The sequence below is a fragment of the Nocardiopsis dassonvillei genome (genome assembly GCF_964273065.1).
GTDB lineage: Bacteria > Actinomycetota > Actinomycetes > Streptosporangiales > Streptosporangiaceae > Nocardiopsis > Nocardiopsis dassonvillei_B.
Genome location: NZ_OZ186815.1, coordinates 6,327,351 through 6,350,115, shown reverse-complemented (window position 1 = coordinate 6,350,115; position 22,765 = coordinate 6,327,351). Strand labels below are relative to the sequence as shown.

Below are 22,765 nucleotides of genomic sequence, written 5' to 3'. Positions count from 1 at the left end.
GTTCTCGTTTCTGTTCGGGACCGTGGCGGTCACGGCCCAGGGGGGATCCGGTCCCCCCGCGCGGGGGAGGACTCCGGGTTCTCCCGGACGCCGATCGCGCCGGAGGGGCACAGGTCGAGGGCGTCCAGGGCGCGGGCCCGGGAGGCCGCGGGGACGTCGGCGGCGAGGAGGACCACCAGGCCGTCGTCGTCCTGGTCGAAGAGTTCGGGGGCGGCGCGGACGCACTGCCCGGCGCCGGCGCACACGTCCGTGTCGGCGACCAGGCGCAGAGCGCCGCCGGAGGCCGGGTTCACCACGACACCGGCACCTCGTCCAGGCCGAAGATCGCCGAGGCGGACCGCAGCGGCAGGTCCTCCAGGGGCACCGCGAGGCGCAGACCCGGGGCCTTCTCGAAGAGGACGCGCAGGGCGACCTCGATCTCCAGGCGCCCCAGGTTCTGGCCGACGCACTGGTGGGCGCCGTAGCCGAAGGCCACGTGGTTGCGCTGGGCCCGGGTGATGTCGAGGCGCCCGGGGTCGGGGAAGGCCCGCGGGTCGTGGTCGGCGGCCGCCAGCAGGGCGATGTAGCCGTCCCCGGCGGGGATGGTCGCCCCCTCCAGGGGGATGTCCTCGGTGGCGACCCGCAGGGTGATGACGTCGGCCACGGACAGGTGGCGCAGCAGCTCGTCCACCGCTCCCGGCCAGAGCGAGGGGTCCTCGCGCAGCAGGTCCAGCTGGTCGGGGTGGCGCAGCAGGTCGAGGGCGGCCAGGGGGATCATGTTGCGGGAGGTCTCGTGGCCGGCGTTGAGGGTGATGCCGATCTGGGACAGCAGCGAGGTCCGGGTGATCTCGCCCCGGGCCAGGGGTCCGTTGACCAGGCGGCTGATGAGGTCGTCGCCGGGCTCCTCCGCCTTCTCGTCGATGAGCCTGTCGATGAGCCCGAACAGGTCGGTCAGGGCGGCGCCGACCTCTTCGGCCGTGCTGGTGCGGGCGCCCGAGACGGAGGTGATGCGGCGGAAGAACTCCAGGTCCTCCGTGGGGACGCCCAGCAGGCGGCAGATGACGGTGGTGGAGACCCGGTTGGCGTACTCGCCGACGAGGTCGGCGGGGGCGGGCAGGGAGAGCAGGTGGTCGGCCTGCTCCCGGCAGATCTCCTCGACGGCCGGGCGCATGGCGCGGACGCGCTTGACGGTGAACTCGCCGACGAGCATGCGGCGGACCTGCGTGTGCTCGGGCGGGTCCATGCGGATGAAGGGCCGCAGCTCGGCGGCCACGGCCTGCTCACCGTCCCCGAGGGCGGGGAAGGCGGGGTTGCGGGCGTCGGAGCTGGCCGCCGGGTGGGACAGTGCGGTGCGCACGTCCTGGAAGCCGGTGACGAGCCAGGCCTCCTTGCCGCTGGGGATGACGGCCCTGGTGAGGCCGCCCTTCCCGCGCATGGGCTTGTACTCGTCGGGCGGGGAGAAGGGGCAGGAGCGGGCGAGGGGGAAGGCGACGGGTGCGTCGTCCGCGGACGCGTCGGGGGTGTCGGAAGCGGGTGCGGTCATGGCCGGTGTCCTCCCGGATGGGAACGGTGGGGTGGTCAGGTGCGGTCGGCGGTGATCCGCCATCCGCGGGCCCGTTCGCGGGCCCGGAGGTAGGCGGCGTGGCGGCCGTCCAGGGCGAGGAGTTCGTCAAGGGTGCCCTGTTCCGCGACGCGGCCCCCTTCGAGGAAGACGATCCGGTCGGCGGCCGCCACGGTGGCGGGGCGGTGGGCGATGACCAGGACGGTGCGCCCCTCGCGCGCGAGGTCGACGGCGGTGCGGGTGAGCAGCGCCTCGTTCTCGGCGTCCAGTGCCGCGGACGCCTCGTCCAGGACCACGATCGGCGCGTCCTTGAGCAGGGCGCGGGCGATCGAGACCCGCTGGCGCTGGCCCCCGGACAGTGAGGTGCCGCCCTCCCCCACCGGGGTGTCCCAGCCGTCGGGGAGTTCGGCGACGACCCGGTCCAGGCCGGAGCGGGCGGCGACGCGTTCGAGGTCCTCGTCGGTGGCGCCGGGGTCGGCGAGGCGCACGTTGTCGGCGATGGTGGCGTCGAACAGGTAGACGTCCTGGAAGACCACGGCCACCTGCCGGGACAGCTCCTCGCCGCCGATGTCGCGGACGTCGGCCCCGCCCACGCGCACCCGGCCCGCGTCGACGTCGTGGAAGCGGGCCAGCAGCCGGGCGGCGGTGCTCTTGCCCCCGCCGGAGGGGCCCACGAGCGCGGTCAGGGAGCCGGGTTCGGCCCGGAAGGACACGCCGTCCAGGACCGGCTCCCCGCCGGGGGTGTGGGAGAAGCGGACGTCGTCGAACTCGACCAGGGCCCCCTGCGGGGCGACGGGCGTCACGGGCTCGGGCAGGGGGCGGGCGTCCAGCACGGCGTTGATCCCGGCCAGCCCGTTGACCGCCATCCGCAGCGAGGCGCCGTTCTCGGCGGCCGCCGACAGCGGGTGGACGAACCTGACGACCAGCACGATCAGGGCGATCGCCGTCGCGGCGGACAGGACACCGCCGAGCATGAGGTACAGCGCCAGGACCAGGACCAGGGTCAGGAACAGGCGCACCGCGAACGAGTAGGCGACCAGGGCGGGGATCGCCCTGAAGAGCAGGGTGCGGGCGGTGGAGTGCTCGGCCTCCAGGGCCCGGTCCAGGCTCGCCCGGCCCTGCTCGGCACGGCCGAAGGCGCGCAGGACGGGCTGGGCGCGGGCGTACTCCACCACCCGGTCGGCGGCCTCGTCGGCGACGGCGTCCCGGGCCGCGTCGCCGCGTCCCACGGCGTCCGAGGCCAGGTTGAAGACCATCCACAGGACCGCCAGCAGCGCCGCGCAGGCCAGGCCCAGCCGCCAGTCGAAGAAGGCCAGGGCGGCGACCGCCACCACGGGGGTGATGGCCGCGTCGGCGAGCGGAGGATAGGTGTGGACGGGCAGGCTCGTGGTGCGGGAGACGCCGTCGGTGGCGATGCGGTTGAGCTCCCCGCGCCGGGCCCCGGTGAACCACCCCAGGGGCAGCCGCACCACGTGGTCGCCGAGGCGGTGGTGCAGGGCACGGGAGATGGAGCCGCCCACACGGAAGTTCAGGTAGAGGCTGACCGACCGCAGGACCGCGTACACGGCGGTGACCGCGGCCAGGACGACCGCCCAGGGCAGGGCCGCGGAGGGGTCGGGCCCGAGCAGGCGCTGCAGGACGGGGACCAGGAGCGCGAACACCACGCCCTGGAGGGCGGACACGCAGGCGGTGAGCGCCAGGGACGCCGCCATGGGCCGGGTGTGTCCGGGTCCCATGGCCCGGAGGAGGTCGCGGATCAATGTTCTTCTTCCTGTTCGCCGCCGTCGTTCTGTGCGCTCCACAGCGCCGCGTAGCGCCCCTTGCGGGCAAGGAGCTCGTCGTGTGTGCCCGACTCGACGATGCGTCCGGATTCCATGACGGCGATCCGGTCGGCTTCGGCGACGGTGGCCAGCCGGTGGGCGATGACCAGGACGGTGCGCCCCCGGGCCAGTTCGCCGAGGGCGTCCTGGATGTCGGCCTCGGCGACGGGGTCCACCGCCGCGGTGGCCTCGTCCAGCACCAGGACGGCGGGGTCGGCCAGGACCAGCCGGGCGATGGACACCCGCTGCGCCTCGCCGCCGGACAGCTCGGCGTCCTCCCCCACCACGGAGTCGTAGCCGCGGGGCAGCCGTTCGATCCGGTCCGCGATCCGGGCCGCCCCGGCGGCGGCCTCGATGTCGGCGCGGGAGGCGCCGGGGCGGCCCAGGGCGATGTTGTCGGCGACGGACTCGCGCAGCAGGCGGACCTCCTGGAAGACGAACCCGACGCTGCGGTACAGCTCCTCGGAGGGCAGGTCGCGCAGGTCGACCCCGCCGAGGGAGACCGATCCGGCGGTGGGGTCGTGGAAACGGGCCGGGAGGGTGGCCAGGGTGGTCTTGCCCGCTCCGGAGGGTCCGACCAGCGCCGTGACCGTCCCGGGCTCCAGCACCAGGTCGACGCCGCGCAGCACCTCCTCGGCCTCGCGGCCGTCCTGGGCCGGGTAGGCGAAGCGCACGCCGTCGAAGACGACGCGGGAGTCGCGCGGAGCGCCGTCCTCCCCCTCCGGGAGCGGGGGCACCGCCAGCAGTCCGGCGACCCGTGCGGCCGCGGCGGCCGCGCCCTGGATCTGCTGGACCCGGGACCCGATGACGTTCATGGGGGCGCACAGCGCCGGGGCGACGAGTGCGAAGGCGACCACCGAGAGCGGGTCGCTCCACCCCGCCGCGGTGAAGGCGGTTCCGGCCAGGACGGTCGCCACGGTGACCGTGGGCGCCGACAGCAGCAGGAACGACGCGACCGTGACGGGGGTGGTGGCGCGGGACCAGGAGGCGAAGAAATCGGAGAAGGCGTCGGCGGCGCGCAGGAACCGTTCGTGCGCCCGGCGGTGGCCGCCGAAGTGCTTGACGACCTGGATGCCCTCGACGAACTCCACCGCGGCGGCGTTGATGTCGCCCATCGCCCGCGCGGCCTCGGCGAGTTTGGCGGTCCCGCCGGCCATGGCCCGGGTGAACAGGAAGACCCCCGCCGCGATGAGGGCGACGGCGACCAGGCCGAGCCGCCAGTCGGCGAAGAACAGGTAGGCCAGGGCGACCACCGGTACCGCGACCACCGCGGCCAGGTCGGGCAGGGTGTGGGCGACCAGGGAGTGGACCTCGGCGATGTCGTCGTGCAGGGCCTTCTTGACCCGGCCCGAGCCCCGGCCGGAGAACCACCCCAGGGGCACCCGTGACAGGTGGGCGGCCAGGGAGCGCCGGACCGCCAGCTGCATGTCGTTGTCGGCGAGGTGTCCCACCAGTGCGGAGGCCGCGCCGGCCAGCAGCGCCGCGACGGCTCCGGCCAGGGCCAGGCCGACCAGGGTCCACAGGCGGCCGGGGTCGGCCGCCCCCGTCTCCAGCAGGGTCCGGGCGATCTCGACGATGCAGACGAGGGGCACCAGGCCGAGTGCGCCCGCCGTTCCCTGGAGGACGACCGCTGCGGCGACCCGGCCGCGGACCGGTCCCAGGAGGACCCGGAGCGGGGAGGGGGGCCGCGCTTCGGGACCGGCCTCCGGCAGGGCGGACGGCGCGGCGGCGGCGGTGTCGTCGACGGTCATTTGACCAGCACCCCGATCTCCGGTGTGGCCTCGCGTCCGGTCTGCGCGAGGCGCTTGACGGTCAGCCCGGACTCCTCCGCCAGGCGGTCGACGCCGAAGGTCTCCCAGTCGTACTCGTCGGCCACCGTCCGGACCCGCTCACCGTCGCGGAAGACCCGCCATTCGGTGCGCCAGCGCATGACGCCCTCACCGGCGGGCTCGCCCGAGATCCACCACTCGTAGACCTGCTCGCCGACGGCCTCCCGGCACATGCGCACGAACGGGATGGACCGGGGGGTGTCCACCCCCATGAGCTCCACGACGATCGGCGCGCCCGCGGGCAGGCGGTCGGCCAGGCGCTTCCACAGGGCGATCCGCTCGGGCCGGGGGATGTGCCCGGCCACCCCGAAGATCACCACCGCGGAGAGGGAGTCGGGCAGCGGCAGCTCCTGGGCCGGTTCGGGGAGCACGGTGACGCGTCCGCGCAGGCCGGGGTCGGAGAACACCCGGCTGGTCAGGACGGCCCGCATGACCGGTGAGGGCTCCGCGGAGACGATCCGGGCGGAGGGCAGGATCTCGGCGATGGTCGCGGTCACCAGGCCGGTCCCGGCTCCGATGTCCAGGATCGGACCGTGGCCGGTGTCCAGCCCGGTCAGCGCCGCGCGCAGGGCGGGTGCGCTGGAGACCAGGTGCCGGTGGCCGACGAGGTCGAAGAACTCGGCCGCCGGTGAGTAGTAGTCGATGGCCGTCACAGGTACGTCCTCCAGGATGGGTACGGGAAAGGGGGTCAGGGGGTGCTGGGCCACGGCGAGGCGGCGGCGGCCAGTGCCGGGTCCAGCCGGCGCAGCAGTGCGGACAGGACGGCCCGCCGCCGCGGCACCAGGTAGAAGTGGTCGCCCGGGAACACCTGCACGTCGACGCGGCCGGTGGTGGTCGCCGACCACCGCCCGGCGTTGGACGTGTCGATCTCGGGGTCGGCGTCCCCCAGGAACACGCTCACGGGGCAGTCCAGGGGAGCCCCGGGGAAGGGCCGGTAGCGCTCGACGAGCCGGTAGTCGGCGCGGATGTAGCCCAGGACGGCCTCGCGCAGCCCCGGGTCGGCCAGAACCTCCTCCTCGGTCCCGCCCAGGCGGAGCAGCTCCTCCACGAGGGCGTCGTCGTCGCCCTCGTGGACCCGGCCGGGCGGCGCGTCCGCCGGGGCCCTGCGACCCGAGGCGAAGAGGCGCTCGGGGGCGGGGGCGCCGCCATCGCGCAGGGCACGGGCCAGCTCGTAGGCGACCGCCGAGCCCATGCTGTGCCCGAACAGGGCGTAGGGGCGGTCGAGGAAGGGGGTGAGCTCCCCGGCGACCGCGGCGACGAGCTCGGCCATGTCCTGCGCCGGAGGCTCCCCGAAGCGGTCCTCCCGGCCGGGGTACTGTACGCAGAGCAGGTCGACCCCGTCGGGCAGCAGGGGGGCCCAGGCCCGGTAGGCGCCCGCCCCTCCCCCGGCGTGGGGCAGGCAGACCAGGCGCAGCCCCGCCCCCGGTCGGGGCCGGGGGCGGCGAAGCCAGGATCCGGGTGCGGTGGCGGTCATGGGGCTCCCATCGGGGCGGCGCGGTACAGGTCGGCGGCCCGCCAGGGGGTGGGGGCGGCGGGCCGGATGATGTCGGGGCGGCCGAGGCGGCCGGTGACCTCGTGCCACAGGCGGCACACGGACAGGTCGAACTGGCCGCGCGGCAGGGGGTCGGCGCCCGTCCGCACGTCGGCGGCGAAGTCGGCCAGGGCGCGGGCGAGCGTCCCGGGCCACACGCGGGCGAAGACCTCCCGGTGGGAGGGCGGCAGCGTCCCCTCCAGCACGGTGACGGCGGGTTCGTCCAGGTGGTCCGTCCCGGGGCCGGTGGACCTCAGGCGCCCGTGGCCGTCCCGGGGCGCGTGCAGCCGCGGATGCCACAGCACCGGCCCGTGGGTGTCGGCCAGGGCCAGTGCCCCGCCCTCTCCGGCCAGGGACAGCCGGTGCCACAGCAGGGCGTGGTTGTCCCCGTCGGAGGGGTCGATCTGGTTCTGGACGCGCAGGGTGACCGGGACCCCGGCCACCGTCGCCTGCACCACGCGGTAGGGCTGGGGCGTCGCGGCCAGGTGCGCGGCCTCGGGGTCCGCGGGCAGCGGGTCGGTGACCGCCCAGGGGCGCAGCCCGCCCAGGGCGCGTCCCAGCACGTCCAGCAGGGGGTACAGCACCTGGAGCGCGGAGGTGGCGTCCACGGCCAGGACCGGTCCCCGGCGGCGCATCTCCGCCGCCGCGTCCAGGAACCGCCCGATGGCCGGGACGTACCGGTAGAACGGGTCGAGGTGGTAGACCAGGCCCGCACCGCGCGCCGCCCGCAACAGCCCGGCCAGCTCGTCGTGGTGGACCGGGTGCTCCTGGAGGACGTGGACGCCCCGGGCGAGCAGGTCGTGGGCGATCTCCGCGCCGGGGCCGCCCGAGACCGCCGATCCCACGGCCACGCAGGCCGCGTCGACGTCCCCGGGCAGGTCCGCGACGGAGGTGTACAGGGGCAGTCCCTGCTCACGGGCGTAGGTCCGGGAGAAGGCCCCGCCCCGGGCCAGGATCCCGGCCGGGGCGAACTCCTCCGGGAGCAGGCGCAGGGCCTCCAGGTAGAAGCGCCCGAACCCCGTCCCGCAGACGACGGTGCGCAGCGGCCTGCCGTTCACAGCGCGCCCTCCTCGACGGCGGCGCCCTCCGGCCCGGACGCGCCCTCGTACTCCTTGAGGGTCCCGGTCCGGGGGTCGGCGAAGAGCGCGGCGACCGCGGGTTCGGGGTCCAGCACGTCGGCCGCGTGGTGGACCCCCCGGGGCACCCGCCCCTCCAGGACCTCCAGCGCCGTCCAGGCGCCGACGTGGCCGGTGGTGCGGTAGCCGTCCGCGGTGCGCAGCACCAGGGTGGTGTCCCGGCCCCGGCCGTCGCGCAGCTCCAGGACGAGGAGGTGGAACGGTTCGCGTCCGGCCAGGTCCAGGTCGGCGGCCCGGCGCAGGTCCGCCGAGGCTCCGGCGAGGTCGGCCGGCGGCCGTCCGGCGAGCGAGGACAGCAGGGTGCGCGACCGGGCGCCGAGGTGGACGTTGGACCACTCCGCCTCGCGCAGACCCAGGTCGCGGGCGAGCCTGCGCACCTCCTCGGTGAGGAAGGGCTGGACGAACCCGGGCAGCGGGAAGTGCGGGGCCCGCACGCCGTCGGCGGCGCGCAGGGCGCGGGGCACCACCTCCCCGCCGCGCCAGGCCGCCAGCGGCGTCCCGAACACGGCGGCGGCGTCCGCGGCTCCGGGCAGGGACAGCAGCAGGTCGCCCGCGGCGGCCTCGGTGCACCGCTCCAGGCCCCCCGCGTGGGCCCGCAGCCGGGTCAGCCCGTGCCGGGCCGCCACCAGGCGGGGCAGCAGTGCCGACAGGCCCGGCAGCAGGCCCGCCGACACCACGGCGGTGCGTCCCTCCAGCAGCGGGTTCCCGGTCAGGGCGGCGACCACGGGCTCGTCGCCGGTGACGTCCACGTAGTCCGCTCCGGCGGCCAGGGCCGCGAGCGCGACCCTGTCGACCAGGGCGTAGGAGGGGCCCGCGCAGTTGAGCACCACGGTGCACCCCCCGCAGAACTCCGCGAGGGAGGAGGGGTCGTGCACGTCGACGGGCACGGCTTCGGCCCCCCTGCCCAGTTCGCGGGCCAGGGCTTCGAGCGGCCCGGGGCGGCGCCCGCCCAGCCGCAGGCGGGCGTGCCCCAGGGCGCGCAGGAACCGGGCGGCGGGGGCGCCGACCGCGCCCGAGGCCCCCACCACACCGATCAGGGCTTCCTCCCCCGTCACCGGATCACGTCCCCGCCGGTGACGGTGTCCAGGTGCCTGAGGATCCCGGGCGCGTAGGGCACCGACAGCATCCCGAAGTGGTCGCCGGGGACGTCCACGACCGAGAGCTCGCCCAGGACCAGCCGCTCCCAGTAGGCGGTGACGCTCTCCTTGTTCCCGGGGAAGGGGTAGGCGCCGCCGTGCCGGACGAAGGTGACGTCGCCCGCGTAGGGCTGCGGCTCGTAGCGGGAGATGGAGAACACGCTCTGGCGGAAGATGCGGAACATCTCGTCCAGCGCCTCGGGCTCGTAGGTGCCCGCCGAGGGCGGGACGGCCGCGCACATGCGTGCCGTGCGCACCTCGCGCGGCACCTCGGCCAGGGCGCGGAAGCACGCGGCGACGTCGGCGTACTCCCCCTCCAGCCGGCCGATGGCACCGTCCGGGAGCAGCCCGGGGGTGGCCTCCAGCAGCAGGTCCGAGGCGGCCGACACCCGGTTCTCGTCGGCGGGGAACCCGACGGAGACCGGGTCGATGCCCATCATGACGGCGAAGGCGTACTCGGAGATGAGCTCGTCGTCGAGCCGGAACGGCGGGCGGTGCGTGCTGATCGCGGTGAGCGAGGCGACCTCGGCCCCGGCCTCGGTGAGGGTGCGGGCGACCTCGGTGGCGATGAGCCCGCCCAGGCAGTAGCCCACCACGTGGAAGCGGTCGCCGCCGCGCTCCAGCAGCGCCCGCGCGTAGTCGGCCGCCCACTTCTCGATGACCGTGGCCGGGTCGGCCGCCAGGAAAGCGGGAACGTCGGGAAGTTCCAGGCCGACCAGCGTGCTCCGCCCGGCGGCGCGGCGGCGGATCTCGGTGATGAGGGCCCGGTAGGGGATGAGCGTGCCCGTTCCGGCGTGGACGAGGGCGGTGACCGTGCCGCCGCCCGGGCCGTTGAGGGGCACGTACGGGTCGGCGATGCCCGTGGGGGCGGCGTCCCTCTGTCCGGAGAGGTCGCGCAGGTAGGAGGCCAGGCCCGCGACGGTCGGCGTGCGCAGCATGTGGCGCAGCACGACCTCCCACTCGATGTCGTCGCCGGTGCCGGGCAGGACCTCGCCCAGGCGCCCCACCATCCGGGCGACCAGCAGGGAGTCGCCGCCCAGGTCGAAGAAGTCGTCGTCGCGGCCCACCCGCGCCCGCTCCAGGAGCTCGGCCCACAGCGCGGCCAGGGCGCGCTCCAGGTCGTCGGCGGGTTCGGCGGACCGGGTCTCCACCGCCGTCGCGCCCTCCTCCCGGGGCAGGTCGCGGACCAGGGCGGCGCGGTCGACCTTGCCGTTGCCGGTCAGCGGCAGCGAGTCCAGGATCCGCCACCGGGCGGGCACCATGTAGTCCGGCAGGCGCGCGGCGGTGTGGCGGGTCAGCTCGTCCGGGCCGACCGGGGCCCGGTCCGTCTTGAGCCGGGTCAGGTACAGGGTCTGCCCGGTCCCCGAGAGCGGGTCGGCGGCGTCGGGGAGCACGAGCGGGAGCGCCGCCCCGGCGCGCTCCAGGGAGTCCGCCCACTGGGCGCGGTCCAGGAAGGTCCGGTCGTCGTCGGTGCGGGCGTCCCGGTGGCCCCCGCCCAGGCCCTCCATGAACTCCATGGAGACCAGCAGGGCCGGGTCGTGTTCGAGGGTGGTCTCGATGAAGAGCAGGTGGCCGCCGGGGACGAGCATCTCCCCGAGGCGGGCCAGTGCGGTGTCGGCGCTGACGGCGTTGTGCAGGACGTTGGCCGCCACGACCACGTCGAAGGAGTTGGGTTCCCGCCCCTGGGACCGGGGGTCCCGGTCGAGGTCGAACAGGCCGAAGGACACCCACGGGAAGTCGGCGAACCTCTCCCTGGCCTCGGTGAGGAAGAACGGCGACAGGTCCGTGAACCGGTAGTCGACGGCGTGCCCGGCCAGGGCGTGGACGACGGCCTCGGTGGTGCCGCCCACCCCGGCGCCGACCTCCAGGACCCGCAGGGGCGTGTCGCCGGTGCGGCGGCGCGCGATCTCGGCGAGCGCCGCGGCGGCGGAGGCGTTGAGGTGGCGGATGGCGAGGTTGTCGCGGTAGGCGGCGCCGGCGGTGTCCAGCGCGGCACCGGGGAAGAGCAGGGTGCGCACGTCCAGGTCTCCGCGCAGGAGTTCGGGCAGCCGCTCGGAGCAGGCGCGCATGTAGTCCAGGACCTCGGTGCCGTAGTCGACGCGGGCCTCCAGTGCGGCCAGTTCCTCCCAGCCCCGGGCGTGCTCCTCGCGGGTGACCGGGACCGGGGTGCGGAAGGCGTCGCCGTCGCGGGTGAGGCGGCCGGCGTCGGCGAGCGCCTCCAGCCAGCGGCGGACCAGCCGGTGGTGCCTGCGGTCCGCCCCCAGCGCGCGGGCGGCCTCGGCGGCGGTGTGGGCCGAGCCCCGGAACAGGCCCGCCCCGGTCAGGGTGAGGGTGATCGCCTCCAGTGCCGTGGTGCGCATCCGGTCCAGGAAGGCGTCGAGGTCGGCGCGGTCCAGTCCGGCCGTGGCCCCGTCGACCGCGGCGCGGGCGGCGTCGGCGACGGCCTCCTCCACGGCGGCGTGCGGACCCGTCGCGCGCACGGCCGTCTCCACGAAGCCGGCCAGGCGCCGGTCCCGGCGGTCGCCCACGGCCAGGACGGCCGCGGAGGCCACGGCCGGGTGGGACAGCACCGCCGCCTCGATCTCGGCGAGCTCGACCCGGTGGCCCCGGATCTTGACCTGGTCGTCCTCCCGGCCGAGGAACTCGATGTCGCCGCCGGGCCGGTACCGGCCCAGGTCGCCGGTGCGGTACAGCCGCTCACCGGTGCGGGGGTGGGAGACGAAGCGCTCGATGGTGCGGGCCTCGTCGTTCAGGTAGCCCGTGGCGACGCCGGCGCCGCCGATGTAGAGCTCCCCGGCGACCCAGTCGGGCCGGTCGCGCATGCGCTCGTCGAGCACGTGGAAGGTCTGGTTGGTGAGGGGGCGGCCGTAGGGGATGCTCGGCCAGGACGGGTCCGTCTCGCCGATGCGGTGGTGGATGGACCAGATGGAGCCCTCGGTGGCCCCGCCGAAGCCGTACAGCTCGGTGCCGGGCAGGTGGGCGCGGACCCGCTCGGGCAGGGTGAGGGGGATCCAGTCGCCGGAGAGCAGCGCCACCCGCAGGCTCTCGGGGGCCCTGTCCGGGGCCGTGGCCAGGTAGTCGGCGAGCATGCCCATCTGCGCGGGCACGGAGTTCCACAGGGTGACCCCGTGCTCGCGGGCCAGCTCGGCCCAGTGCGAGGGGTCGCCCCGCCGCTCGGCGTCGGGGAGCACGATCGCCCCGCCCCGCCCCAGGGGGCCGAAGAGGTCGTAGACGGACAGGTCGAAGCCCAGGGCCGCCAGGCCCAGCACCCGGTCGTCGGGGCCCACGGAGAAGCGGCGGTCGACGTCCTCGACGGTGTTGAGGGCGGCGCGGTGCGCGATGACCACGCCCTTGGGGGTGCCGGTGGAGCCGGAGGTGTAGATGACGTAGGCCGGGTCGTCCGGGGAGACCGGCCGCTCGGGGAGGGAGGTCGGGGCGGTGCCCTCGGGGGCGGTGTCGACCTCGATGACGGCCGTGTCCGCGTCCCAGTCGCCGATGGCGGCCAGCCAGGACTGGGTGAGGACGTGCCGGACCCCGGCGTCGCCCAGGATGGCGCGGCGGCGCGCGGCGGGCTGGGTGGTGTCGACCGGGACGTAGACCGCTCCGGCCAGCAGCGCGGCGTAGGCGGCGACGACCTGCTCGGGGCCCTTGTCCATGACGATGGCCACGCGGTCGCCCGGCCGGGCGCCGGCGTCGCGCAGCAGGGCCGCCGTGCCGGAGGCGCGCCGCCACAGCCCCCCGTGCGAGAGCACGCCGCCGCCGTGCAGCACGGCCGGGGCGTCGGGGGTCTCCAGGGCGCGGGCGAGGGCGTTCTCGTGGAGCAGCGCGTCGGGCAGCGGCCCCTCGGTGGAGTTGGCCCGGGTCCGCACGAACACCTGCTCGGCGGGCAGCGGGACCGGGTCCGCCGCGTCCCAGGCGGCGTCGGATCCGGCCAGGCGGCGCAGCAGGTCGTGGTAGGCGCGGAAGGCGTCCTCCGCGACGCCCTCGCAGAGCACCCCCTCGCGGACGTCCCAGCGCATCGCCAGGGCGCCGCCGTTCAGGGAGACCTGGCAGTCCACCCACACCTGCGGGGTCTGGGACAGCCCGTACACCTCGCGGGCGGCCCAGGCGCCGGGGTCGGCCTCCCCGTCGTCGGCGCCCAGCGCGCCGGTGAAGACCACCGGCATCAGCACGGCCGCCTCGTCCCGGCGCCGGGACAGCTCGGCCAGCAGCTCGTTGCCCGAGTACAGGCCGTGGTCCAGGTCCTCGATGAGCCGGGCCTGGCGGGCGGCCGCGCGCTCGGTGAAGGTGGCGCCGTCGTCGGCCCGCACCGCCAGCAGGGTCAGCGAGGTGAAGTCACCGACGACGCGGTCCAGGTCCGGGTGGGCGGCGGGGCGCCGGGGCACCGGCAGGTTGAGGGTGAAGTCGGGCCGGCGCGACCACAGGCCGACGACCTCGGCGTAGGCGGCCAGGGTGACTGCGGAGGGGGTCAGGCCCCGCTCCGCGGCGCGGGCGCGCAGTGCCTCCCACACCTCGGGTTCCAGGCGGGCGGACAGCCGGGTGAACCGCGCCGAGGCGTCGGCGGCGTGGTCGGCCAGGGGGAGTTCGGGCGCCGGGGGGAGTGCGTCCGCGCGGTCCGTCCAGTAGGCGCGGTCCCGGTGGTACCCGGCGCCGTCGCGCAGCGCCCGCTGCGCCAGGACGTGGTCCCGGAAGGTCGCCTCCAGGGCGGGGAGCTCGAGGGAGGGGTCCTCGTAGAGCGCGCGCAGCTCCTCCAGGAGCAGGCGCACGCTCGTGTGGTCGGCGACGAGCAGGTCGACGGACAGGTGCAGGACCGCCGGGCCGGACCCGCGGGTCAGGTGCAGGCGCACCAGCGGCCAGGACGAGGGGTCGGGGACCAGGTCGCGCAGCCGCTCCCGGACCCGTTCGACGTGGGGGCGGGGGTCGGCCGCGCCCACGTCGGTGACGGTGAGGGACTCGCCGGGGGCCTTGGGCAGGACCTCCTGGTGGCCCTCGGGGGAGACCACGGCGCGCAGCATGTCGTGCCGTTCCACCAGGGCGTTCCACGCCGTGCGGAGCCGGTCGGGGTCCAGGTCGTCGAACTCCAGCTCGGCGTAGGCGTGGCAGGCCACCCCGCCGTAGTCGTAGGCCGATCCCCGGCCGACCAGGTAGGCGCCCTGGACGTCGGTCAGGGGGAAGGGCTCGTGGCGTGACGCGGGATCGGGTACCAGGGCCGGTACGGCCGGCTCCTCCAGCAGGGCCAGGACCGCGTCGCGGTGCTCCCGCAGGAGCGCGCGCCGCTCGTCGGTGAGGGTGCCCGAGGGCGCGCGGAAGTGGACGCGCCCGGCGTCGGCCCACAGGTGGACGCCGTCCGCCCGGAGTTCGTCGAGCAGGGCGCGCAGGTCTTCGGGGCTGGCGGGGGTGGGCTGCACGGTGTCTTCTCCTCAGGGGTCCGGGGATGCGGTCCCCGGTCGGGTGGGGGCGGGGTCAGATGACGCCGGTCTGCAGGTCGGCCGGCCCGGCGGCGCGGACCTGGTCGGCGAGTGCGGCGAGGGTGGGGACGGCCAGGAAGGAGCGGGTGGAGATCTCCCCGGCCGACTCCCGGCGCAGGGTGGTGATCATGCGGATGGCCAGGAGGCTGCTGCCGCCCAGGGCGAAGAAGTTGGCCTCCCGGTCGTCCACCGGAACGCCGAGCACCTCCTCCCACACGCGGGCGATCCGCTTCTCGGTGTCGTCGGCGGGCGGCGCGCCCGGGGCCGGGGCGTCGTGTTCGGCCAGGGACGCCAGTGCGGCGGCGTCGACCTTGCCGTTGGGCGTGAGCGGGATGTCCTCCAGGACGCGCACGGTGCCGGGGACGGCGTGGGCGGGCAGCCGGCGGGCCAGGTGGGCGGTGAGGTCGCCGTGGGAGGGTGTGCGGCCCTCGGCGACCACGAAGGCCGTGAGCCTCCGGGAGGCGCGGTCCCCCACCGCCACCACCGCCGCCCGGCGCACCGCCGGGTGGTCCTCGAGCGCGGCCTCGACCTCGCCGGGTTCGAGCCGGTGGCCGCCGACCTTGACCTGCCGGTCGGTGCGGCCCAGGAACTCCAGCAGGCCCTCGGAGCGGTACCGGCCCAGGTCCCCGGTGCGGTACCACCGCTCGCCGCCGGCGGTGACGAAACGGGCCGCGGTGCGCTCGGGGTCGCCCCGGTACCCGCGGGCCACCCCGGCGCCGCCGATCCACAGCTCCCCCGGCACCCAGTCGGGGCAGTCCCGGCCGTGGGGGTCCACGACCCGGTAGCGCTGGTTGCGCAGCGGGGTGCCGTAGGGGACCGACGGCCAGCCCCGGGGGGCGTGCCCGCCGTCGAAGGCGTTGGACCAGATGGACGCCTCGGTGGCGCCGCCCAGGGCGACCAGGTGGGTGCGGCCGCCGTTGGCGGTGCGCAGCCGCCGGGACAGGTCGGTGCCGACCCAGTCGCCGGAGACCAGGGCCAGTCGCAGGGAACCGGGCGGCTCGGCGCCCTCGGCCGCCAGGAGCAGCATGTCCAGCAGTGCGGGCACGGTGTTCCACACCGTCACCCGGTGCTCGGCGCACAGCTCCAGCCACCGCCGGGCGTCCCGGCGCTCCTCCTCCTGCGGGACGACCAGGGCCCCGCCCGCGCCGAGCAGCCCGAACACGTCGTAGACCGAGAGGTCGAAGTCGAGGGCCGACAGGGCCAGGACCCGGTCGCCGGGCCCGACGCGGTAGCGGTCGTTGATCTCCGCGACGGTGTTCAGGGCCGCCCCGTGGGTGATCTCCACCCCCTTGGGGTCGCCGGTGGACCCCGAGGTGAAGACGACGTAGGCGGTCGCGCCCGGGGCGGCGGGCAGGGGGGCGTCCAGCGGGGCGGACTCCGTCAGGTCGGCGACCTCCACGGAGCGCCCGGCGGCCTCGTCGGCTCCGATCGTCAGGACCGTGCGCGCCGCGGCGTGCACGCGTGCGCGGCGCAGCGGGGGCTGGCCGGTCCCGACGGGAACGTACGCGGCCCCGGCCGCCAGCACCCCCAGCACGGCGCAGACCTGGTCGGCGCCCTTGGGCAGGTGGACGCCGACGGCGTCCCCGGGGCGCACGCCGCGGGCTCGGAGCCCGGCCCCGATCCGCAGGGCGCGCTCGGCGGTCTCGGCGTGGGTGAGGACACCGTCGGCGGTGATGAGGGCGGGGTCGTCGGCCCGTTCGCGGGCCCCGGAGAAGAAGGCGTCGTGGAGCGCTCCCACCGGGCGGGGGCCGCCGGTGTCGTTCATGGAGGCCCGGACCCGGGCCTGGGCTGTGGGCAGCGGGTCGGCGACCAGCTCCGGCCAGGCCTGCGCGCCGCCGCGGGCCAGGCCGCGCAGCAGGTCCAGGTAGGCGGCGAACATGCCGTCCAGGACGCCGGGGCGGAACAGCTCCTCCACCGCGTCCCAGTACACGTCGAGACCGCCCTCGCGTTCGAGGACCTGGTTGTCCAGGTGGACCTGCGGGGACTGGGACAGCCCCCGCACCCGGGCGGGGAACTCGGGCGACAGGTCCAGGGAGACCCCCTCGCCCACGCCCACGGAGCCGGTGAACACCACCGGCACCCCGGCCTGGGCGGTGCCGTCCCGGCGGGTCAGCTCCCGCAGGACCTCCTCGGCGGAGACCTCTCGGTGGTCCAGGTCCTCCCCCAGCCTGCGCTGGAGCGCGCGGGCGGCGGCCAGCGGGTCCTGTCCCGGCTCGCGGTGGTAGGAGGTCAGGGCCAGGGAGGTGAAGTCGCCCAGGACGCGGCCGATGTGGGGGTGCGCGTCGCGCCGGTTGAACAGGGTGAGGGTGAGGCTGAGGGCGGTCCGGCCGCTCCAGGCGGAGAGGACCTCGCCGTAGCAGGCCAGGAGCAGGGTCGAGGGGGTGATCCCCGAGGAGCGGGCCAGGCCGGTCAGCGCCCGCCACTCCCCGGGGGACAGGTGGTCGGCGCGGCGGGTGAACCGGGGCTCGCGGATCCGCGCGGGGTCGGCGGCCAGGGGCAGGTCCGGGGCGGGGGGCAGGTCGCGCACCCGCTCCCGCCAGTAGCCGCGGGCCCGCTCCCGCCGCTCCGGGTCGTCGGAGACCCCGGTGACGTAGTCGCGGAAGGTGACGTCCACCGGTTCCAGGGCCGCGTCGGGGTCGCGGTACAGCAGGTCCAGTTCGGTGTAGAGGGTCATGATGCTGAGGGCGTCCAGGACGAGGTAGTCCAGGCCGACTCCCAGCCGCACCCGCTCGTTCCCCTCCAGGGTGTAGCGCAGCGCGCGGACGTCGAACAGCGGCCAGCGGGCGGGGTCCAGGACCCGGTGGGACATGGTCTCGAAGAAGGCGTCGAGCGCCGGTCCCGGATCGCCCGGTCCGGCCTCCTCCACCGGGATGCGCACCGGGGGGACCTGGGGCAGGACGCGCTGGTCGCCGTCCTCACCGAAGACGGCGCGGAGCATGTCGTGGCGGGCGACGAGCCGGTCCAGCGCACGCTCGAGGCGCTCCAGGTCCACGTCGGCGCCGTCGAACTCGGTGTAGTGGTAGGTGCCCACGCCGCCCAGCGTGAACGCGGGGTCGCGGCCGGTGAGGTAGGCCCGCTGCACCCCGGTCGGGGGGAAGGGCTCGTACCGGGAGGCGGGGTCGTGCTCGATGGTCCGCCGCCGGTCCGCCTCCCCCCTCTCCGGCAGGGAGGCGGCGAAGTCGGCCAGGACCGGGTGGACGAACAGGTCGGTGACGGCCGCGCCGGCGTACCCCCGCTCCCGCAGTGCTGCCACCAGCCGGGTGGCGAGCAGGGAGTCGCCGCCCAGGGCGAAGAAGGAGGAGGTGCGGGAGACGGAGTCCACCCCCAGCAGGTCGGACCAGAGGGCGGCCGCCTCGCGCTCGCGCTCCCCCCGGGGCGGGTCGCCCGGGTCCGGGGCGCCGGCGACGCGGTCGCGCAGCAGGCGCGCCAGTGCGGCGCGGTCGGGTTTGCCGTTGGGGGTGAGCGGGATCTCCGGAAGGGCCTCCAGGACGGCGGGGACCATGGTCGCGGGCAGCAGGGCCCGCAGGTGCCCGTCGAGGTCCGCGGGGCCGGCGCCTCCGGCGGCGTCGGGGACCGGGACGACTGCGGCGGCGAGTACGGGGACCGGGCCGGGCAGGACGAGGGCGGCGGCGGACGCGACCCCGGGGTGCGCGGTCAGGGCGGCCTCGACCTCGCCGGTCTCGATCCGCACCCCGTTGACCTTGACCTGGTGGTCCAGGCGGCCGAGGAACTCCAGGGATCCGTCGGGGAGGTGGCGGGCGGCGTCGCCGGTGCGGTACCAGCGCCGCCCGTCGGCGTGCACGAACCGGTCGGCGGTGGTGGCGGGGGCGCCCCGGTAGCCGCGGGCCAGTCCGGCTCCCCCCACCCAGAGCTCGCCGGGCACCAGGTCGGGGCGGTCGCGCCCCTGGGTGTCGACGACCCGGCAGCGCACACCGGGCAGCGGGCGGCCCCAGGGGACGTGGCTCCAGGCGGGGTCGGGCTCGTCGACCTCCAGCAGGGTGGAGTGGACGGCGGCCTCGGTCATCCCGCCCAGTGCCAGGAAGCGGCTCCCGGGGGCGATCGCGCGCAGTCGCCCGGGCAGGTCGGTGCCGACGCGGTCGCCGCCGAGCAGGACCGCGCGCAGCGGCGGGGCCGCCGCCAGACCGGATTCGACGGCGGTCAGCAGCATGTCGAGCAGGGTGGGCACGCAGTTGAGGAGGGTGGCCCCGGCCCGCTCGGCCGCGCCCGCCCATCCGGCGGCGTCGCGGCGGTCGCCGGAGTCCACCAGGACGGCGGCTCCCCCCGACGACAGGGGGGCGAAGAGGTCGAAGACCGACATGTCGAAGTCGATCTCGGCGAGGGCCAGGGTACGGTCCCGCGGCCCCGCGTCCAGGAGGGCGTTGAGGATGTCGACGGTGTGCGCGGCGGCCCGGTGGGGCACCTCCACTCCCTTGGGGGCGCCGGTCGACCCCGAGGTGAAGAGCACGTAGGCGGGGGCGTCCGGTGCCGTGGGCCGGGGCTCGGCGGCCGGGCCCGCCAGGGCCTGGGCGAGGGTGAGCGCGGGCAGGTCGGTGTCGGCGAGGACGGCGGGGTCGTCCGAGAGCAGCAGGGCGGGGGCGCCCCGTTCCAGGATGGCGCGCCTGCGGGCGGGGGGCTGGTGCCCGCCCACCGGCAGGTAGGCGCAGCCCGCGGCGAGGATCCCCAGCAGGGCGGCGACCTGGTCGGTGCCCCGGGGCAGGCACAGGGCGACGGCCTCCCCTGCCGGGGCGGCGTCGGCGACCGCTCCGGCGATGCGCAGGGCGCGCTCGGCCAGCTCCCCGTAGGTCGTCTCCTTCCCCTCGGGTGAGATGAGGGCGACGGCGCCGGGCGCCGTGCGGGCGTGCTCGAAGAACCTCTCGTGGAGGGTGCGCGGCGCGGGGGCGGGCAGGTCGGCGGCCGGGGTGGCGCGGGTGCCGTCGAGCACGGCGGGGACGCGCGGCCGGAAGGGGCGCGACCAGGCCCCGGGATCGTCGATGAGGGACTCGACCAGGCCCCGGTAGGCGTCGAAGGCCGCCTCGGCGGTCCCGGGGGCGAACGCGTTCTCCCGCAGGTCCCAGTTGAGCAGCAGGCCGCCGTCCAGCTCGGTGACCTGGGCGTCCAGCCACACCTGGGGGCCCTGGGAGATGATGTGCACGGGGGCGCCGAAGGCGTTCTGGACGGCCTCGCCGAACAGCGGTCCCAGGCCGATCGCGCTGGTGTAGACGACGGGCATCGGCGTCATCGAGCCGCCGTCGAGGCGGGCCAGGTCGCGGAGCACCTCCACCCCGCCGTAGGCGCCGTGGTCCACCGCCGCGTGCAGGTCGTGCCGGACCGTGCGGGCCCGGTCGGCGAAGGGCACCGCGTCGGAGGTGTCGACGGACAGCAGCACCGAACCGCTGAAGTCGCCGATCAGCCGGTCCACGTCGGGGTGCAGCGGCGCCCGGTCGAAGAGCGGCAGGTTGAGGGTGAAGGCGGGCGAGGCGCTCCAGGCGCCGAGCACCTCGGCGAAGGCGGCGGCCAGGGCCGCGGCGGGGGTGACCCCGGCGGCGCGGGCCCGGTCGGACAGCATCCGGGTGCGTTCCGGGGTGAGCCGGTGGTGCAGGCGGGTGGACCGGGCGAGGGGGGAGCCGGCCGGGGTGGGCCGGGAGGCGTCGACCACCGTGGGGAGTTCGGGGGCGGGGGGCAGGTCGCGCAGGCGTTCGTGCCACCAGGCGCGTGCCCGCTCGACCGCGCCGCTGTCGCGGCGGCGGTCGGACAGGTAGCGGGCGAAGTCGTAGTCCAGCGGGGGCAGGTCGCGGCCCTCGTAGGCGGCCAGGAGGTCGTCGAGCAGGACGCGCAGGCTGAGCGCGTCGGCCACGATCATGTCCAGGTCCACGTGCAGGCGGGTGCGGTCGCCCGGCAGCAGCGACAGCGCGACGTCCAGGACGTGGCCGGCGGCCACGTCCATGCGCCGGTGGGTGTTCTCCCCGCGCAGGCGGTCCAGGGTGCGCCCGGCCTCCTCGGGGGCGGCCGCGCGCAGGTCGTGGACGGTGAGCCCGGTCCCCGTTCCGGCGGGGGCGATGCGCTGGAGGCCGTCGCCGTCGAACCGGGCGCGGAGCATGGGGTGGCGGTCGACGACGGCGTCCAGCGCGGCGGAGAGCCGGCCGGGGTCGACGCCGCGGCCGTCGAACTCGGTGTAGAAGTGCGCGGCGACGCCGCCCAGGGGCTGCTCGTCCCCGCGCCCGACCCAGTAGGCGTGCTGCATGGTCGCCATCGGGAAGGGACCGCCCCCGGCCGCGGGGGCGGCGGCGGGCGCGGGGGCCGCGTCCGCGGTGCGCTCCGCGCGCTCCAGCAGGGAGGTCCAGTCCGCCAGCGTCGGCGCGGTGACCAGGTCCTCGAAGGTGACGTCGTGTCCCTCCTCGCGCCACTGCCCGACGAGGCGGATGAGGCCCAGGGAGTCGAGTCCGTGGTCGAAGAGGTCGTCGGTGTCGGTGAAGCCGTCCGTTCCCAGAATCCGTGCCACCTGTTCCCGCACGATCACACAGGCCTCCTCCGCACCACGGTGTGACACGACACCCCACCCCTCCATGGCTGTTCTCGACATGGTCGACAATAATGAAAACCGTTTTCATTGTCGATATGTCCCTGTATAGCACCTTCGGTCGCCTCGAGTCGACTCCGAACCCCCACCAGCAAGGGAGACCACATGACGCAGGACTGGCCGCGCCCCTCCGAGGAGGAGATCCGCTCCTACCGCGAACAGGGCTTTCGCGAGGACCGGACACTGTCGCGGCTGCTGAGGGAGCAGGCCCTCCGGCGAGGCGGGGCCACCGCCCTCGTCTCACGATCCGGACGGCTCACCTACGCCGAACTCGACGCCCGGGTGGACCGGCTCGCCCGCGGCCTGGCCGGGCTGCCGGTCCGCGCGGGCGAACGCGTCCTGGTGCGGCTGCCCAACCGCGAGGAGTACGTCCTCACCCTGTTCGCCCTGCTGCGCATCGGGGCGGTCCCCGTCCTGGCCCTGCCCTCCCTGGGCCCCGCCGAGGTGGAGTCGCTGGCCCGGACCGCCGACGCGTGCGCGCTCGTGGTCGCCGACCGGTACGGCCGCTCCGATCCGCGCGCCGAGGCGGTCCGGATGGCAGGGAGGCTGCCCGGGGTCCGCCACGTCCTCGTCGCGGGCGACCCCGGCGACCCCCCCGCCCGTTCCCTGGAGTCCCTGCCCGCACCGCAGGCCGGCCCCCTGGACGAGGCCGCCGACCCCGAGGACCTGGCCCTGCTCCTGCTGTCCGGGGGGACCACGGGCACCCCCAAGCTGATCCCCCGCTCCCACGCCGACTACGGCTACAACGCGCGCGCCTCGGCCGGGGTGTGCGGGGTGGACTCCGGCACGGTCTACCTGGCGGTCCTGCCCGCGGCGCACAACTTCACCATGGTCTCGCCGGGCATCGTGGGCGTCCTGGGCGCGGGGGGCACCGTCGTGCTGTGCCCCGACCCCAGCCCCACCACGGCCTTCGGACTCATCGAACGCGAGGGGGTCACCCTCACCTCGCTCGTGCCCGCCCTGGTGCCCTCCTGGCTGGACGAGGCCCGCCGGACCCGGGCCGACCTGTCCTCGCTGCGGGTGCTCCAGGTCGGCGGCTCCCGCCTGGACGACACCACCGCCCGCCGGATCGGCCCGGAGCTGGGGTGCCGGCTCCAGCAGGTGTTCGGCATGGCCGAGGGACTGAACAACTACACGCCCCTGGACGCCCCGGACGACGTCGTGTGCGGCACGCAGGGCAGGCCGCTCTCCCCCGCCGACGAGGTCCTCGTCGTGGACGAGGACGGCGTCCCGGTCCCCGACGGCGTCCCCGGGGAACTGCTCACCCGCGGCCCCTACACGCTGCGCGGCTACTACCGGGCGCGCGAGCTCGACGCGCTGCGGTTCACACCGGACGGCTTCTACCGCACCGGGGACCTCGTCACCCGGACCCCCGCCGGGGACCTGGTGGTGGTGGGCCGGGTCAAGGACCAGGTCAACCGGGCCGGGGAGAAGATCGCCGCGGTCGAGGTGGAGGAGTACCTGCTCGCCCTGCCCGGGGTCAGGGCCGCGGCGGTCGTGGGACTGCCCGACCCCCACCTCGGGGAGCGCTCGGTGGCGTTCCTCGTCGCGGAGGGCCCCGTGCCCTCCCGGGAGGAGGTCCGTGCGGCGGTGCTGGGGCGCGGGGCGGCCCCGTTCAAGGTCCCCGACGAGGTGCGCCCTGTCGCGTCGCTCCCCCTCACCGGGGTCGGCAAGGTCGACAAGAGGCGGCTGCGCGCGCACGGGGGCGCATGACGGCCGGGGCGGCCG

The 22,765-nt window shown here is 76.1% G+C and carries 11 protein-coding genes; 1 reads left to right on the top strand and 10 read right to left on the bottom strand.

What is annotated here, in order from left to right; genetic code table 11:
• Positions 1 to 29: 29 nt before the first annotated feature.
• Genes ACSUPR_RS28115 through ACSUPR_RS28070 form a run of 10 tightly spaced genes read right to left on the bottom strand, consistent with a single transcriptional unit; the run spans position 30 to position 20,977 of the window.
• Entirely contained in the window at positions 30 to 296 is a 267-nt protein-coding gene (locus ACSUPR_RS28115; RefSeq protein ID WP_436887953.1) for a ferredoxin, read from the bottom strand.
• On the bottom strand, positions 290 to 1,522 hold the full coding sequence (locus ACSUPR_RS28110) for a cytochrome P450 (protein ID WP_436887951.1): 1,233 nt from the start codon (positions 1,520 to 1,522) through the stop codon (positions 290 to 292). Before ACSUPR_RS28110 ends, ACSUPR_RS28115 begins: the two co-directional genes overlap by 7 nt.
• Before the next feature lie 35 nt (positions 1,523 to 1,557).
• Positions 1,558 to 3,276, bottom strand: coding sequence for an ABC transporter ATP-binding protein (locus ACSUPR_RS28105; RefSeq protein WP_436887949.1), 1,719 nt, complete (start codon positions 3,274 to 3,276; stop codon positions 1,558 to 1,560).
• 20 nt (positions 3,277 to 3,296) lie between these two features.
• A complete protein-coding gene (locus ACSUPR_RS28100; RefSeq protein ID WP_436887948.1) occupies positions 3,297 to 5,111 on the bottom strand; it encodes an ABC transporter ATP-binding protein in 1,815 nt (604 codons plus the stop codon).
• Complete coding sequence (locus tag ACSUPR_RS28095; protein WP_436887947.1) at positions 5,108 to 5,842, bottom strand: class I SAM-dependent methyltransferase; 735 nt, start codon at positions 5,840 to 5,842, stop codon at positions 5,108 to 5,110. Before ACSUPR_RS28095 ends, ACSUPR_RS28100 begins: the two co-directional genes overlap by 4 nt.
• A gap of 35 nt (positions 5,843 to 5,877) precedes the next feature.
• On the bottom strand, positions 5,878 to 6,663 hold the full coding sequence (locus tag ACSUPR_RS28090; RefSeq protein ID WP_436887945.1) for a thioesterase II family protein: 786 nt from the start codon (positions 6,661 to 6,663) through the stop codon (positions 5,878 to 5,880).
• Positions 6,660 to 7,778, bottom strand: a complete 1,119-nt coding sequence (locus ACSUPR_RS28085; RefSeq protein ID WP_436887943.1) for a Gfo/Idh/MocA family oxidoreductase — start codon at positions 7,776 to 7,778, stop codon at positions 6,660 to 6,662. Before ACSUPR_RS28085 ends, ACSUPR_RS28090 begins: the two co-directional genes overlap by 4 nt.
• On the bottom strand, positions 7,775 to 8,911 hold the full coding sequence (locus tag ACSUPR_RS28080; RefSeq protein WP_436887942.1) for a saccharopine dehydrogenase NADP-binding domain-containing protein: 1,137 nt from the start codon (positions 8,909 to 8,911) through the stop codon (positions 7,775 to 7,777). The genes ACSUPR_RS28085 and ACSUPR_RS28080 overlap by 4 nt, the downstream gene beginning before the upstream one ends.
• The gene (locus ACSUPR_RS28075) at positions 8,908 to 14,400 is read right to left on the bottom strand and encodes an amino acid adenylation domain-containing protein (protein WP_436887940.1); all 5,493 of its coding nucleotides are present in this window, start codon (positions 14,398 to 14,400) and stop codon (positions 8,908 to 8,910) included. The genes ACSUPR_RS28080 and ACSUPR_RS28075 overlap by 4 nt, the downstream gene beginning before the upstream one ends.
• 55 nt (positions 14,401 to 14,455) lie before the next feature.
• Entirely contained in the window at positions 14,456 to 20,977 is a 6,522-nt protein-coding gene (locus ACSUPR_RS28070) for an amino acid adenylation domain-containing protein (protein ID WP_436887939.1), read from the bottom strand.
• Positions 20,978 to 21,142: 165 nt separating this feature from the next.
• On the opposite strand from ACSUPR_RS28070, the gene ACSUPR_RS28065 reads away from it, so the two are divergent.
• Positions 21,143 to 22,750 (top strand): (2,3-dihydroxybenzoyl)adenylate synthase, encoded by a 1,608-nt coding sequence (locus ACSUPR_RS28065; protein ID WP_436887937.1) that lies wholly within the window; start codon positions 21,143 to 21,145, stop codon positions 22,748 to 22,750.
• Positions 22,751 to 22,765: the final 15 nt, after the last annotated feature.